Annotated in this window: 11 protein-coding genes and 1 pseudogene; 4 read left to right on the top strand and 8 right to left on the bottom strand. The window is 67.1% G+C overall.

Annotated features, from left to right (window positions below):
* The first annotated feature begins 163 nt into the window (after positions 1–163).
* On the top strand, positions 164–823 hold the full coding sequence (gene yczE / locus AC5RVN_RS11250; protein ID WP_494137982.1) for a membrane protein YczE: 660 nt from the start codon (positions 164–166) through the stop codon (positions 821–823).
* Between the two features lie 65 nt (positions 824–888).
* Here yczE and AC5RVN_RS11245 read toward each other — a convergent pair whose 3' ends face one another.
* The 3 genes from AC5RVN_RS11245 to AC5RVN_RS11235 are packed head-to-tail and all read right to left on the bottom strand — an operon-like array spanning position 889 to position 8,421.
* Entirely contained in the window at positions 889–1,719 is an 831-nt protein-coding gene (locus tag AC5RVN_RS11245; protein ID WP_494137981.1) for an Fpg/Nei family DNA glycosylase, read from the bottom strand.
* The gene (locus AC5RVN_RS11240) at positions 1,712–6,838 is read right to left on the bottom strand and encodes an Lhr family helicase (protein ID WP_494137980.1); all 5,127 of its coding nucleotides are present in this window, start codon (positions 6,836–6,838) and stop codon (positions 1,712–1,714) included. Before AC5RVN_RS11240 ends, AC5RVN_RS11245 begins: the two co-directional genes overlap by 8 nt.
* A gap of 56 nt (positions 6,839–6,894) precedes the next feature.
* The gene (locus tag AC5RVN_RS11235; RefSeq protein ID WP_494137979.1) at positions 6,895–8,421 is read right to left on the bottom strand and encodes an FAD-dependent oxidoreductase; all 1,527 of its coding nucleotides are present in this window, start codon (positions 8,419–8,421) and stop codon (positions 6,895–6,897) included.
* Positions 8,422–8,602: 181 nt separating this feature from the next.
* On the opposite strand from AC5RVN_RS11235, the gene AC5RVN_RS11230 reads away from it, so the two are divergent.
* The gene (locus tag AC5RVN_RS11230; RefSeq protein WP_494040697.1) at positions 8,603–9,073 is read left to right on the top strand and encodes a DUF4383 domain-containing protein; all 471 of its coding nucleotides are present in this window, start codon (positions 8,603–8,605) and stop codon (positions 9,071–9,073) included.
* A 139-nt stretch (positions 9,074–9,212) separates the two neighbouring features.
* Here the strand turns inward: AC5RVN_RS11230 and AC5RVN_RS11225 are convergent, their stop codons facing one another.
* The 4 genes from AC5RVN_RS11225 to AC5RVN_RS11210 all read right to left on the bottom strand — a co-directional run bounded on the left by AC5RVN_RS11225 (position 9,213) and on the right by AC5RVN_RS11210 (position 12,656).
* Positions 9,213–9,857 (bottom strand): DUF4232 domain-containing protein, encoded by a 645-nt coding sequence (locus AC5RVN_RS11225; protein ID WP_494040698.1) that lies wholly within the window; start codon positions 9,855–9,857, stop codon positions 9,213–9,215.
* A gap of 104 nt (positions 9,858–9,961) precedes the next feature.
* Positions 9,962–10,714, bottom strand: coding sequence for a YcnI family copper-binding membrane protein (locus AC5RVN_RS11220; RefSeq protein ID WP_494040699.1), 753 nt, complete (start codon positions 10,712–10,714; stop codon positions 9,962–9,964).
* Positions 10,715–10,810: 96 nt separating this feature from the next.
* Positions 10,811–11,437 carry a hypothetical protein gene (locus AC5RVN_RS11215; protein ID WP_494137978.1) on the bottom strand — a complete coding sequence of 209 codons (627 nt, stop codon included), beginning with the start codon at positions 11,435–11,437 and terminating at the stop codon, positions 10,811–10,813.
* Between the two features lie 145 nt (positions 11,438–11,582).
* Entirely contained in the window at positions 11,583–12,656 is a 1,074-nt protein-coding gene (locus tag AC5RVN_RS11210) for an NAD(P)H-dependent flavin oxidoreductase (RefSeq protein WP_494137977.1), read from the bottom strand.
* A gap of 116 nt (positions 12,657–12,772) precedes the next feature.
* Between AC5RVN_RS11210 and AC5RVN_RS11205 the strand changes: the two genes are divergently transcribed.
* Positions 12,773–13,117, top strand: a complete 345-nt coding sequence (locus AC5RVN_RS11205; RefSeq protein ID WP_494137976.1) for a hypothetical protein — start codon at positions 12,773–12,775, stop codon at positions 13,115–13,117.
* Between the two features lie 42 nt (positions 13,118–13,159).
* Positions 13,160–13,392 (top strand): annotated as a pseudogene (locus AC5RVN_RS11200) (glucuronate isomerase); the annotation flags it as partial.
* An 83-nt stretch (positions 13,393–13,475) separates the two neighbouring features.
* Here AC5RVN_RS11200 and AC5RVN_RS11195 read toward each other — a convergent pair.
* Positions 13,476–15,455 (bottom strand): serine/threonine-protein kinase, encoded by a 1,980-nt coding sequence (locus AC5RVN_RS11195; RefSeq protein ID WP_494137975.1) that lies wholly within the window; start codon positions 15,453–15,455, stop codon positions 13,476–13,478.
* Between the last annotated feature and the right edge of the window lie 58 nt (positions 15,456–15,513).

The raw sequence follows: 15,513 nt of genomic DNA, 5'->3' as shown, positions 1-15,513 counted from the left end.
TCGCCAGGCAGCGGTTGGCTAGGTCCGCGAAGGCGTCAACGGCCGTCACGCAGTAGCAACTGGCACGGCGTCCTCGGACGGCCGAAGGAACATCCGGCTCCCGAGCCCGGAGGGTTATGACGAGGAGGTCAGCAAAGCGGTATTTTCTGCGAGAGTTGTATCCGTGCTTACCCGCAGACTCCTCCAGCTTTTCCTTGGCCTTGCCATGTACGGCATTTCCCTCGCCCTGTTTGTCAGGGCTGGACTGGGCCTGGACCCATGGGATGTTTTCCACCAAGGCGTAGCCGGCAGGACCGGGCTCAGCATTGGCGTGGTAATCATCATCGTCAGCTTCCTGGTACTGCTTCTGTGGCTTCCCCTGCGGCAGCGCCCCGGTTTCGGAACGCTCTGCAACGCCGTGCTGGTGGGTGTATTCGCCGACATCGGTCTTGCTCTGCTTCCTGCTGTCTCCCACCTGGGCGGCCGGATCGGCATGCTGGCCGGCGCGGTGCTGCTGAACGGGATCGCCTCAGCCTGCTATATCGGTGCCCGCTTCGGCCCCGGCGCCCGCGACGGGCTGATGACAGGACTGGCGCGGCGAACGGGCTGGTCCGTCAGGTTGTCCCGCACCCTCATTGAAGTGGTGGTCCTGGTGGTCGGCTGGATCCTGGGCGGCTCCGTGGGAGCGGGGACGGTTGTCTATGCCCTTGCTATCGGGCCGCTTGTCCAGTTGCTGCTCCCGGTGTTCATGGTGCCGGCAGCGCTCCCTCCAGAGGCCGGTTCCCATAAACGCAGCGACGACACAACCGCCGCTGCGCCGGAACCGCCCGTCGGCAAGGGCTGACACAGGACTCCCGCAGCAGGGGCCGGTGCCCCGGACGCAGCGGCCGGAATGCCCGCCCAGGAATTCTACGGCAGGAGCGGCTGGCACTGGGGACAGAAGTAAATGTCCCTTTCCTCCTCGCCGTTCAACTTCCCCAACAGTCCGCGCCGGATGGGTGTTCCGCATTTCAGGCACGGCTGGTGTTCCCGGCGGTACACCCAGTACCCGGGCCGGCCGGCCATTCTTCCTACCGGCATGCCTTTGGCGTTGAGGATAGTCACACGGCGCCCGGGGCCAAGGTTTACTTCCAGCAGCTGTTTGGCGTCGGTCATCATGGTCCGCACATCCCGGACTGCGGATACCGGGGACGCAGGATGCACCCCCGAGAGGAAGCATGCCTCGCAGCGGTAGATGTTGCCGATGCCGGCGAGGTTGCGCTGGTCCAGGAGGGCGACCCCGATGGGGACGTCAGGGGCAGCACGGACCCGGCGCTCGGCTTCGTCCAGGTCCCAGTCCGGGCCCAGGAGGTCAGGGCCGAGGAACCCGACAATCGAGTCCTCATTTGCTGTGGCAACCACCTCAACCACGCCCAGTGAGAAACCGACCGCGTCCGCCACCGGTGTGCGCAGCACGCATCTGGCCGTGTATCCCGGCTTCCGCCACCTGCCGCCCGGCGGGTAAACCTGCCAGGTTCCCTCCATTTTCAGGTGGGAATGGATGGTGAGTTTTTTGTCCTCCGGGCCCTCCACCCGCATGAGCAGGTGTTTGCCCCGGGCCAGGACTTCGGCCATTGTCCAGCCGGCCAGGTTCAGTGTGGCGAAGCGGGGCACACGGAAATCGGAGGCCAAAAGTTTCTGCCCGGCCAAGGCCTGGTGCAATTGGTGGGCTGCCCGCCAGACCGAGTCCCCTTCAGGCACGGATCCTCAGTCCCTTCGGGGTGGAGTAGGCGCCGGCCGAGCTCAGGGCGGCGGCAACAGAGGTGTCCAGGATCCCGTGCCCGTTCACCTTCTCCATGATCAGCTTGTCGACGGCGCCGCGGGTCACTACGCCCACCAACGCTGTGCCCGCTGCGGCGAGGATGTCGTCGTCGTCGCTGAAAGCCAGCAGTGTCTTTCCGCCCCGCTCCACGTACAGCACCAGCGCCCCGTCCACCAGCACCACCAGTGCGCCCGCCTTCCGTCCGGGGCGGTGCCCTGTTCCGGCTTCGTCATGGAGTGCCGGCCACGGGAGGGCAGCGCCGTAGGGGTTGGCGGGATCGGTGGCGGCCAGGGCAAGGGCCACCGGTTCGGGCTTTGCGAGTTGGGTGTCCTCCGAATATGAACGCAGCCGGTCAACGGTGGCGGGGACGGCGAATTGGGCTGCTCCAAGGTGCTCGATGAAGTAGCCGCGGCGGCATCGGCCGGCTTCCTCCAGCCGTGCCAGGACTTTGTACATCAGGCCGAAACCGCCAAGGATCTGTTCTGCCATCACCGAGCCGCGGGTGACCACGCCGTACCGGTCCAGCAGGAGTTCGGCAGTGGCCCTGGCGTGGATGGTGGGGTCCAGTTCGGGCTGCGGAAGGGCGGACCAGCGCCCTGCCGCCATGGGAGGGGTGGCCGCACCGGCTGATGTGCCGTAGCGTCCGCCGCCCGCTCCGCCGGAGCCCAACAGGCCGGTTCCATGGGAACGGCGCAGGCGGCTTAGCCGCGGTGCCCTTGCCCTGGGCGCCCGGGCAACCTGGCGGTGGGCGGTGTGGCCGCCTGCGATCAGCGCCCGGACGGGGGCGAAGGTGTCCCCGGTGATGCACCCGGCCCACACCAGGTCCCACAGGGTGGTCACCACTTCCTGGTCACTGAGGACGGAGTCCATGCCACCGGCCACCTCGGTCAGCTGCCGGAAAAAGTATCCGCCGCCGTTGTTCCGAAGGTGTTCCAGGAGCCGCAGCTGGGCGTCCCCCGGTTCGAAGTCGATGGCCGGGTTCAGCGTCAGCTCGGCGGAATCGGCAAGGTGCAGGCTGATCCAGCCGTCGTTGCCGGGAAGCGCTCCCGCTCCGGACCAAAGAACCTCGCCGGTGGCCATGAGTTCATCAAGCATGGCCGGCTGGTAGTTGGAGACTCGGCTTGCCAGGATCAGGGGCTCCCAGGCGGAGGCGGGGACCGGGACACCGGAGAGTTGGTCGATGGCTGTGACGATGCCGTCCAGCCCGCGCAGCGACGGCTGGCCGCGGCCGCTGCCGGGGGTGCGAACGTGCTGCCAGGCGGGAAGGAAGCGGCCGTAGGCAGATGCATCCACAGGTTCCACTTCTGCCCGCAGCGCTGCCAGCGACCGGCGCCGCAGTTTGCGAAGTACCTCCGCATCGCACCACTCACTGACCGGGGCCGGGCCAGGAGGCGGCGCATCAATGGGCACGGCATCAATCGGCACGGCACCAATTGGCGGGGCATCAGCGGCCGGCGCATCAGCAGCTGGCTCAGCAGGCGCCGGGGCGTCTGAGGTGTGGGGCCGGAACTCGCCTTCGATTACCCGTCCGTCCGCGGCCAGGCGCTTCAGTGCTGTGCCTACCACTGCCACGCCCAGGCCAAGCCGGGCTGCTGCTTCCGCGGCAGTGAAGGGCCCGTGGGTGCGGGCATAGCGGGATACGAGATCACCCAGGGGATCCGCCACTGGCTCGATAAACGCGAGCGGGACTCCCATGGGAAGGGGTACGCCGATGGCGTCCCGGAGCCGCGCGGCGTCCTCCACCGCCGCGAATCGTTCCACACCGCCGATGTTGACCTTGATGGCGCGGTTGGCGCGTTGCAGTGCCAGCAGGTGCGCCGTGGCCTCCCCGGTGCCGGCATGGGCCATCTCCTGGGCAGGCGCTTCGGCTTCAGCAGGTTCACCTTCAACGGGCTCAGTTTCGGCTGGCTCCATCTGCACCGGCTCAGCCACGCGTGCTTCGGAGGCCTGGGTTTCGGCAGGTTGGGCAGCCGCTTCCAACCGCGCGGCTGCTTCTTCAGGCGCCAGCGGACCGAGGAGCCGCAGCAGGTCCGCGACGCCTTCCACTCCGCGCGCCCGCCGGTCCGGCGCCAAGCGCTGCAGCTCCCGTTCAGTGGCGTCGATGACCCGGGCGTCGAGGAGTTCACGCAGCTCGACCCGTCCCAGCAGTTCGTTGAGGAGGGTGGAATCGAGGGCCAGGGCAGCGGCACGTCGTTCCGCCAGGGGGGAATCGCCCTCGTAAAGGAACTGGGCCACGTAGCCAAACAGAAGCGACTTAGCGAACGGCGACGGCTGGGACGTGGTGGTTTCCACAATCCGCAGCTCGCGGCGCTCCACGGATGCGGCGATGTCCTTCAGCGCCGGGAGGTCGTAAACGTCCTGCAGGCATTCCCGGACCGTTTCCAGCACGATGGGGAATGTTGGGTATTTCCGTGCAACGTCCAGCAACTGGGCGGACCGCTGCCGTTGCTGCCACAGCGGCTGCCGCTTTCCGGGTGTCTGCCGCGGAAGCAGCAGGGCACGCGCGGCGCATTCCCGGAAGCGCGAGGCGAAGAGCGCACTGCCGCCCACTTCAGCTGTGACGATTTGTTCCAGTTCCTCGGGATCGAACAGGAACAGTTCTGCCCCGGGCGGCTCGTCCTCCATCATGGGCACGCGCAATACGATGCCGTCGTCGGCGGCCATGGCGGAGCCGTCCATGCCGTACCGCTGGTGGAGCCGCTGGCCCACTGCCAGCGCCCAGGGTGCGTGCACCGGCATGCCGAACGGGCTGTGGAGGATTACCCGCCAGTCGCCCAGTTCGTCGTGGAACCGCTCCACCACCAGCGTGGTGTCACTGGGTACCACCTCGGTGGACTGTTTCTGTTCACTGAGGTACTGGAGCAGGTTGTTGGCGGCGAAGGCGTCCAGGCCGCTGGCCTTGCAGCGCTCGGTGGCCGGCCCGGCGTCGGACGCTGACAGTTCACGCACGAAAGCGCCAAGGGCGCGGCCCAGATCCACGGGGCGGCCGAGGGAATCACCCTTCCAGAACGGAAGCTTGCCGGGCTGACCAAAAGCGGGGGAGACTAACACGCGGTCGTGGGTGATGTCCTCGATTTTCCAGCTGGTGGCGCCCAGGGCAAAGACGTCCCCCACGCGTGACTCGTACACCATCTCCTCGTCCAGCTCACCCACCCGGCGGCCGCCCTTGGGGGCAGGCGCGGCCTTGCCGTCGCCGGAGGGCGGTGCCGACCCCTCGACCTCGGTGCCGATGATGTACACACCGAAGAGCCCGCGGTCCGGGATTGTGCCGCCCGAGGTGACTGCGAGGCGCTGGGCCCCGGGCCTGCCTTCGATGGTGCCCGCATTGCGGTCCCACACGATCCGGGGTCGCAGCTCCGCGAATTCGTCGGAAGGGTAGCGGCCAGCCAGCAGATCCAGCGTCGCCTCGAATGCCGATCGGGGGAGGGAGGCAAACGGGGCCGAGCGGCGGACAGTGGCGAACCACTCCTCAACATCGATGCTGCCCAGCGCCGTCGCAGCCACGGTCTGCTGCGCCAGAATGTCCAGTGGGTTGGCAGGGATGCTTAGGCGTTCGATTTTCCCGCCCAACATCCGTTCCACCGTGATGGCCGTGTGCACCAGGTCTGCCCGGTGCTTCGGGAAGAGGACTCCCTGGGAAACTTCTCCCACCTGGTGTCCGGCACGGCCTACGCGTTGCAGGCCGCTGGCCACCGATGGCGGTGACTCAACCTGCACCACCAGGTCCACGGCTCCCATGTCAATGCCAAGTTCCAGTGACGACGTGGCCACGACGCACCGCAGCCGGCCGGACTTGAGGTCGTCCTCAATCAACGCCCGCTGGTCTTTGGAAACGGAGCCGTGGTGGGCGCGGGCCAGCACCGGGTCCGCACCGGCGGAAGTTCCTGCCTGGGCCATCATGTGGGCGGGGGTGGCTGTGGACACCCGCGCCCCGGCGGCCGCGGCGGGAAGCGCCGCGGGTCCTGCCGGAACGGGATCATCCCAGCCCCCGCCCTCCGCCAGCAGTTGCCGCTCCACGTAGATCTCGTTCAGGCGCGCCGTGAGGCGTTCGGACAGGCGGCGGGAGTTGGCGAAAACGATGGTGGACTGGTTGGCCAGCACCAGGTCGACAATTTTTTCCTCCACGTGCGGCCAGATAGATGCGGAGGGCTGCAGGCCGGAGGCCGGACCGGAATCGAATGCTCCCGCAGCGCTCTGGAGATCGGACATGTCCTCCACCGGCACGGAGACGGTGAGGTCCCAGTTCTTCTTCGCCGGCGGGGCAACAATTTCAACCGGCGCCGTGCCTGCAAGGAACTGAGCCACCAGTTCCTTCGGTTCCACGGTGGCGGAGAGCCCGATCCGCTGGGCGGGCTTGGGCAGGAGGGCATCGAGCCGCTCGAGTGAGACGGCGAGGTGGGCTCCGCGCTTGGTCCCGGCGACGGCGTGGACCTCATCGATGATGATGGTGTCCACTTCAGTGAGGGTTTCGCGGGCCCTGGATGTGAGCATCAGGAAAAGCGATTCCGGTGTGGTGATGAGGATGTCCGGCGGGTTGCTCAACAGCGCGCGGCGGTCCGCTGTTGTGGTGTCCCCGGACCGGACCCCGACGGTGGTTGACGGCGCCGGCAGCCCGAGCCGCTTGGCGGTCTGGGTGATGCCGATGAGCGGAGACCGGAGGTTCCGTTCCACGTCCACGCCGAGGGCTTTAAGGGGCGAGATGTACAGGACGCGGGTCTTGCGTTTGGGTGCGCGGGGGCGCTTGCCTTTCGCCGGGCCCTTCCCCGCTGCAGCCTCCGAAGGCGCAGGGTCCGTGCCTGCGGCCTGCGGCACTTCAGCAGCGCAAACAAGCAGGCGGTCCAGCGCCCACAGGAACGCGGCGAGGGTCTTTCCCGAGCCCGTGGGGGCGACCACCAGCGCGTGCGACCCGGAGGAGATGGCGTGCCAGGCTCCGTTCTGGGCCGGCGTCGGCTCCGAGAAGGCGCCCAGAAACCAGTCGCGTGTGGGCTGGCTGAACCGGGCCATGGGCGCTCCGGCGCCGGTGTCCCTGGAAGTGCCGGCGGGCTGTTCCTGCGTCATGCCTCCATCATGCCCCAGGCCACCGACAGTGGTGCCGGTGTTCCCCTTGCCTGGGCTCAAGCCTTTCCCGCGACCGGAAGGTCCCTTGTGGCCGGACCTTCGAGGCGTTTCCCGTTGCTGTCGAAGCGGGAACCGTGCAGCGGGCAGTCCCAGGTCAGCTCACTGTCGTTCCAGTGCAGGATGCCGCCCAAATGTGTGCAGACGGCTGACAGCTTGCAGGTGGTTCCCTCGACGGTGGAGACGGCGACCGGTTTTGATCCTTCCCGGTAAACATTGCCCTCTCCCTCGGACGGAACCACCGGAGCGGGTGCGGGTGCCGGCTCTTTCCTGTCCTTCCGCAGGCCCTCGGCCGCTACCTGCCCCCAGCCGGCAGCAAGCTTGGCTGCTACTCCTGCATTAAGCGCGACGGCGGACAGGGCTCCCGAGGGCGAGGTGACCCGGTGGTGGATGGTGTCCGCCCAGGGTACATTTCCGCCGAGAATGTCGGCCGAAATTCCGACGGCGGCGGCCACGGCGTTTGTCATGCCCCATTTGTTGTAGCCCGTGCCGAAGTAGATGTGGCCCTTGCCCCTTGGGAACTTGCCAAAGAAGGGCATGAGGTTGGTGGGCATGTAGTCCTGCGCGGACCAGGTGTGGGTGGCGGCCGCACCGGGGTAGTGTTGCGCTGCCCAGTCCAGGAGGCTGCCCAGGTGGTGTTTTTCCGACCGTGCCCGGCCCACGTGGTGCCCGTGCCCGCCCACCAGGAGCAGCCGGCGGCCGTCCACCTCGTAGTCGCGCAGCGAATGCGTCGGCTGCTCAACGGAGATGTACATACCCGGGGGAGGAGACTGGTCCTCCTTCAGCTGCAGTGCGGCAGCGTAGGAACGGCTGGGCTTGAGCTTGGCGAAGTACAGTCCCCGGTCCAGCACCGGGATGCCGGTTGCCAGCACTACCTCGTTGGCGGTGACGGTGCCGCGGTCTGTGTGCACGGTGGCCGGGCCGGCGCCGGTAACGTCCTGCAGCCGTACGCCGCCCACGATTGAGCCGCCGCGGCCGCGGATGTCCGCCAACAGCGTGTTCAGCACCTCCACTGGGTTGATTTGCGCCTGGTCCGCGAGGCGTACGGCGCCGTGGACGGGAAACGGCAGCCCGGCGTCGCGCACGTATTCCATGTCCAGCCCCGCGGTGGTGCCGGCGCTGACCTCTTCGCGGAGCTTTTCCGTTCCCTGCGCAGACGCCGCATAGGTATAGGCGTCCCGGGTCTGGAAGGGAACCTTGTGTTCTTCAAGGTACCGCAGCAGCCATGCCTGTCCTTCGCGGTTGCCATCCACGTACGCCTGCACCTGCTTCTGCGAGTACTGGCGGGCCAGCTGCGACAGGAAAGTTCCCTGCAGCAGGGTTACTTTGGCGGTGGTGTTACCAGTAGTCACGGCCCCGGGGTACCGCGCCTCCAGCACCAGGACATTTTGCCCCGAACGGGCCAGCAGGAGCGCGGTTACCAGACCGGTCAGTCCTGCCCCGGCCACCACGGTGTCATAGCTGCTTCCGGGCTCAAACGGATCAGACGTAAAGGTCTCTGCGCGGTCCAACCAAATTGACGTCATCCCAGTTCAGCCTGCCTTTTGGTCCAGGCCCTGACGGGCCGTTTGTGATGTGTCTGTTATAGATCCTGATCTATGCGGGGCGTAGTTGCTAAGTATACTTATGATGTCGGTGTTTAAGTCTATGGTTCAGGCGCAACCCGGCAGCCATGATGTGAACGAGAACGACAAAGCAGGAGTAACCATGACAAGCATGAGTTCTGACGGTCGCACTGGCGCCCGTACAAACATCCAAAAAGCTGCCCTTGCCGTGGGCGCAGTGTTCCTCCTGGTGGGCGTCCTGGGCTTCATTCCGGGCATCACCTCCAACTACGAGACCATGGGCTTCGCTGGGCATGAGTCCCAGGCCCTGCTGCTGGGCATTTTCCAGGTCTCTATCCTGCACAACATCGTCCACCTGCTGTTTGGCGCAGCCGGCATCGCTATGGCCCGCAGCGCTGCCCAGTCCAGGAACTACCTGCTGGTGGGCGGCGCCATCTACCTGGTCCTCTGGCTCTACGGCCTGCTGATCGGTCACGACACGCCGGCCAACTTCGTCCCGGTCAACACCGCTGACAACTGGCTGCACTTTGTCCTGGGGCTGGGCATGATCGGGCTCGGCGTGGCTCTGTCCCGCGGAACCGCCCGCACCGGACGCGCCACCACCGCCCACTAACCCAACCCAACGCCCCACGGGGCGAAACCAAATGCAGGCAGCCCGGCACCTTGCCGGACTGCCTGCATTTGTGTGTGCACGCGTTCCCTAGTTGCTTCCACCGGTAACCGGAGGAAAGAGGAGGGGCAGCTGGAAATTCCTAGGCTGGCTGGAAAGCCCCGATGGTGAGCAGGGTGATTTCAGCGTTGCTGCAGGCCTTCGTCGGCTGGGGCAGGAACAGGGATGCTGTGTCTTCCGGCGGGTAGATCCGGTAGCCGGCGGCATCCGCCATGGCGCAGTCGGGGTAGTTCCCGGCCTGGGTATAGCGCAGGACTGCCGAGCCCGTTTGGCCGGGGGCGAGCAGGACGTCGGCCGGTGCAGTGGTTTCATCGCGGGTGGCCGGGGCGCCGATGGGTGCACCGTCGGCTTCAGCGGTCAGGGACACTCCGGCATAACCCCGAAGGACGCAGGCTGCAGAGCCGGTGTTGGTGAGGTTGAGCTTCATGTAAACACTGCCCGCTGCTCCGCCCCCTGATGCATCCGTGGCGGCCGAAAGGTTCGCTGCCTTACACAGGGCCGGTGGCCCGGAATTGGCCATCGCTGACGCCGTTGCGGAGGGCGTTTCCGACGGCGTCCCTTGCGCCGTCGGTGAGGCCGCCGCTGAACTGGGGCTGGCAGAGTTGGTGCCCGGGGGCGCCGTCGGCTGTGCCTGGGGCTGGCTGGGGCCGCACCCGCCGAGCATCAGTGCGGCCGCCGCGGCCGCCGTCGTCATGACCAACCCATGTGAAATTCGCTGTGACCTCATGGCACCACCTTTGCGGCGGCTCCCGGCCGCGTCAATGATGCCACGAGGCGAGCCGGCGTTTTGATGCCCGGATCGTGATGATCCGGGCATCAAAGCACCTTGTCCTACTTGACGGATGCCCCTGCTGTGTTACGGCGCGTGCCGCTGCGAAGGAAGGCCGCGCCGCCGAGCGCCAAGCCGGCGAGACCCGCTGCCAGCCCTGCCCAGCTGCGGGCGCCGGCCCCGGTGTCCGTTACTGACGCCTGCTCGGTGGCGGGGCTTTCAGCGGTGTGGGATGCTGCGGCGGCCCCGTCATGTCCTTTCGCGGCGGCAGCCTCAGTGACGGTGACGGAGGGCGCGGGTGCCTCCAGCGAGTGCGGGTCCTGCCCGTCCTTGGCAATCTCCGACCAGTCCGTTTGACCGGTCTCGCAGCTCTGGAGGGTGGGGAAGTACAGCGTGGTCCCGGCTGCATCGGGAAGTTTCACCGAAAGCACCAGCGCATCCCGCAGTTCGTGTGCCAGCGGCGTTTTTGCGGTGTAGATAATCTGGCTGGTGCGCTTGGTGATGGAGGTGCCGTCGGGGAGCTTCCTTGGCTCAGCGAGCTGCTCGGTGACCTTCTCCACCGTCCAGTTGGGGTTGACGGTGGGTTGTGCATCGTTCAGTTCCTGGGGCAGCGTAATGGCAACCTTCGTGGTGCCTGAGGTGTCGCAGCCGTGCGGAATGCCGAAGGTGAGCAGGGCGTAGGAGTTGGCGTCGGTCTTGTCCGGCGTCACGCCGACGTGGGCCGTTGCTCCGCCTGCGGCGGTGAGCAGGAGGGCTGCGGTGGTGCCGGTGACGGCGGCAGTTTTGAGGGTGCGGCGAAGAGCTGAAACGTTCATGGGGTTGCCTTTCAGGCGTGCTCCCCTCGGAGCCGGATGCGGCCGGGAGCACAAACAGTTGGGGACGCCGCCGCGGAAGAAGGTGCGGGGCGGGTTCTAGCGGGACAGTACGACGGCGGCAGGCGGGCCTCGCCGGCTGTCTTGCCGAAGGTTCCGCCAGGGACTCAGCGGCACCGGGAAAGCCGGGAAGGACGCTGTAGCGGGCGGGACGGCGTCGGGCGCCACCGCACGGGGAAGCGCCACCAGCGGCCGCAGCCAGGCGGAAAGTGCCCACAGCGCCGCCTCGCCCCTGGCGAGCAGGACTGCGCAGACCACCGTGGCCAGGGCGTGCGCGGCCAGCATCAGGGGGCCGTTCGCTGCGTCCCCTTCATGGAGATGGGCAGCGGCGGGAGCCAGGATGCCGGCACCCGGAAAGTGGCCCTCGTGGGAGGCGGCAGTAATAGGTCCTGCCTCCGCGACGGGCGGGCCGAAAGCTGCGAACAGCTCATGCAGGACAAGTTGCCCGCCGCCGAGCAGGGCAGCCATCGAGGGAAACCCAAGCCGGTGTCGCGTGGCCGAGGTGCTGGCCAGGGCCGTCAGTGCCAGGACTGCCAGCAGGATGGCCGGGGCCGGAAGCTCCCCGCCGCCGGCGAGGTGTGCCCCGGCGGCGAGCGCCAGGATGACGGTGGCCACGGCGGACGAGCGGAGGAGATGGAAAGGGGGCCGCGGACGGTTGGTGCGCACGGCTTCTCCCTTCCCGGTTACCCGGCCGCCACGGGGGCGGGTACGGGTCGGCTGACAGTCGTTCAGATTCTATCGATGATTCACTGTAGATCCGTGCCGGCAGCGGGGGCCGGGCCGGGTCATGCGGGGGCCGGGTGGTCTCGCATCACCGGGTACCGGCCTGCAGCTCGGCAAGGACCTCCGCTGCGGTGCCGCAGCGCAGCAACGGCGCTGACTGCCCGGCCCACAGGGACATGAGCTCGGTGTTTTCCTTTTTAGCTGCCTCCGGCCTGAACCGGCCGGTCAGCCAATTTTGCACCGGGAACGGGGCGATGCGGCCGGCTTCCTCGAGCTCGGCAATAATGCGGTTGGGGATGCCGCGCGCCAACCGGCCGCTCAGGGCACGGGTCAGCACCGTGTGTGCTGCTGCGGGGCTGCGCAGCACTTCCCGGTAAGCGGGAACGGCAGCGGACTCACGCGTGGCCAGGAAAGCCGTTCCCACCTGCACCGCCACAGCGCCCAAAGCCATGGCCGCCGCGAAGCCGCGGCGGTCCGCGATTCCGCCCGCCGCGATCACGGGAATTGAGACGGCGTCGGCCACCTGCGGGACCAGGGCGACCGTGCCCACAAGTGACTCTTCCGCTGACCGCAGGAAGGACACCCGGTGGCCCCCGGACTCCATTCCGCTGGCTACGACGGCGTCAACGCCCCCTGCCTCCAGCGCCACAGCTTCCGCTGCAGTGGTGGCGGTTCCGACCACTGTGATACCGCGGCGGTGCGCTTCATCAACAACGTCCGGTGCGGGCACACCAAAGACAAAGCTCACGACGGCGGGGCGCGCCTCCAGCACCGCTTCCACCTGTTCCCCGTAATCGGGCATGTACCGGGCGGGCATGTCCGGAAGGGGTAAGCCCAGTTCCTCGAAGTACGGCTTCAGGACACTGACCTGGCGGTCGAAATCTTCCTGTGGCAGGGCAGCTGTTTCGCTGCCGTTGGGCACCCACAGGTTCAAGGCGAATGGCTTGCCGGTGGCGGCACGAAGTTCGGCTGCCGTCCTATGGATGGCACCGGCGTCGTACCCGTACAGGCCGTAGGAACCCAGCCCGCCGCCGTCGCTCACTGCCGCTGTGAGCTGTACGGAGGAGACGCCGCCGAACGGGCCAAGGACCACGGGAACGCCGATCCCGAAGAGCTCCGTAATGCTGCCGGCGGAGGCGGAAGGGCGGGGGTGGGCGGTCATGGCAGCTCCCGATGGGTTGTGTGGCTGGGCTCGAACCCAGTCTTGCACTATGTACCGTCCCACGAGGGGCGACGCTAGACTGCTGGCGTACATGTCGGCGACCTAGAGGAGCAGTTATGGAATACACCCGCAGCCAGCAGGAAAAGGCCGTTACCGCCGGTGAACTTGGCCGCAGCCACGTCGGCCAGACCATCAGCTTCCAGCCGAACGAGTTCACCGTTGTCTTTGGCAAGATCGCCGGGATCGCCCGGACGGAGGCCATGGTTTACCTGTCCCTGGACGGTGTGGGGAACGGCACCCACCTCAAGGATGAATACGACCTGCCGCTCACGCAGGAGGTCTACCTTCCGGTGGATGTGCTCTCCAACGCCGAATCCACCATTAAGGACCTGTTCGGCAAGGTTCAGGAGAACTTGCGCGGAGCGGGCCACAAGGGCGAGGACCAGACGGACCGGCTCTAGCGGAACCAAACAGGAAATTAAACAAGGGAAGCCCCGGCGCTTGTGCCGGGGCTTCCCTTGCTTTGGATCATTTTCCCGCACGGCCACGTTGACGCCGCAGTCATCGAGCACAACGCCTCTTTCCAGACCCGGCAGCGCTGCTGGTCGGCCCGGACCGCTACGTTACACACCTGATCCACGCCAACGGTGTTCCGCTGGAACAGCTTCGGGAATCGCACACAACCCAGCCTGACAGCCGTGCGGTGTGGCGCGAGTTCTGCAACGCCTGGCCCTTGGTGAGGTTGTTTGCCAGCGACGCGGGACAGCAGCGTTCCGAGAGGGACACGTAGAGCGCCACGACTATTGACCACTGAGCTGGTTAGTCTCCCGCCTTCTCACGCGATGTGATGTCGAAGCTCGGGGACTGCAGCTCAGTGAAGTTTCCGACGCTGGCACGCACGGTGCACTGTGGGGTTATCTGGAGGGCTGTTACTGTCAGCCCGGAACTGTCCACCGCCAGGGCGCCGCCACAACCGTCGGAGAAGCGCACGCCCTTTTCGCCGCCGGTAACTGCGGTGAGCATCTGCGAGGGCTTCCCTGAAGCGGGACTGACGTAGAGCGGGTTTAACTCGTCTGCGCCGCCGGCCCACACCGGCACCAGGGTGATCTTCAGCGGGCTCGGTGTCACGACGCGCGCCGGTGTGCGCACTTCCAGGCCCTTTAGGCGCTGGACGGGAAATGCGGTGCCCTTAACGGCCGGGTCCTGCGTCGCGGCGATTGTCGCCTGGGATCCGGCACGCAGCCACGCGTCGAGGGCCTGTTGGTCGGCGGGTTCCACCGGCACCTTGGCGGTCACCTGCACGGAACCTCCTGCCGGCACCTCCAACCCTGAGAGCTTCCAACCGCACTCGACGTCAAGGCCGGTGATCGAGGCTTGGTTCCGGCTTACCGAGGCCTCTTCCCAAATGGCCGCCGGGCACGCGTCCCCCTCCGCAATGCCCGGGATTACCTCCAGGAATTCACCTGACAAGGGCGCCTTTTGTGCTGCGTAGGAGACGGTCAGGCGCGTGTGGCCGGAGGACGGCTCGTACAAGGCAGTGCGTGAGATCGTCAGGCCGGTGGGAACGGCCGCGTCCTGCAGTTGCGCGGACAGCCGGGCGCCGCCACCTGTTGGGTTCTGCTGGCCGGTTGGGGCAAGGACGACGAACCCCGCAACCATGGCCGCCAGGAGAAGGGCCGCGGTGCCGGCGAGAAGCAGCGCTTTACGCGTACGCCAGAACGGGGTTTCATCCTTGTCCTGCGGAAGGGCCTCCGCCTGGGTGCCCACCTTCCCGCGCGGGAGCGGGCGGACAATGGTGGCGCTGCCCGCCTCCCCGAGAGTGGGAACCTCCCCGCCGTCGTCGGTTGAGGGCGCGGAAGCCATGGCTGTCAGTTCCGCATCAGTGAAGGCCCCCCGGACGACGGTGGCGGGGCGTTCGACGTCGTCGAAGGCCGCCGGGGCTACCCCCTGCGGAAGCGGGGCGCTGCCGGCAAGGCGCGGCACCAGGCGTCGAAGCGTGGCAGCAGCTTCAGCGGCGGTGGGCCTCTGCGCGGGGTCTTTGGACAGCAGGACCTCGAGTATGTCCCATACCTCGTCCTCGACTGGAATCCGTGGCGGGTGGGAGGAAACATGGCGGTAGGCAACCGTGAAGTCCGTCCCCGGTCCGGCAAAAGGAGTGCGCCCGGCGAGGAGTTCGTAGAGCATGACGCCCGTGGAGTACACATCGCCGGCAGGGCCGGACCGGCCCTGGCTGATGAGCTCGGGAGGCATGTACTGCGGGGTTCCGATGAGGCCGGTCGTCTGGCGGATCCTCTCGCCCACCACGTCGGCAATGCCGAAGTCGGAGACCCGGACGTCACCCGGCCCGCAGTCCGGCCAGGGTTGGGCGAGGAGCACATTGTCCGGCTTGATGTCGCGGTGCGTGACGCCCCGCGCGTGAGCGAAAGCCAGGGCATCGAGCACTTCGGCGGCGAGGCTGAGCGCATCCGCGGGACGCAGCGGGCCTGCCTCCTGCACCACGTCACGCAGCGAGCCGCCGGCAACGTAGTCCATGACAATGGCCAGCCGCGCGCCTTCCACCACCATGTCGCGTACTGTGACGATGTGGGAGTCCTGCAACCCCAGCAGCACGGATCGTTCGCGGACAAACCGCTCCACGAGGGACGGATCGTCGGCGTGCTCCGGGCGCAAAACCTTGGCGGCAAATGTCCCGCCTTCGGCCGAGGTGATGGTCCATACCTCGCCGACGGCGCCGGAACCCACCCGCTCGCCGAAGCGGTAGGACGCTCCAAGCGCCTGGCCCGTCTGTGCGAATTGCATACTGTTCTCTCCACGCAGTTGATCTGGGTTACTCACGGCCGCCGCACGCCCGCCCACT

This window comes from Arthrobacter sp. sptzw32, from assembly GCF_059089735.1.
This window is presented reverse-complemented; position numbering and strand designations above follow the sequence as displayed.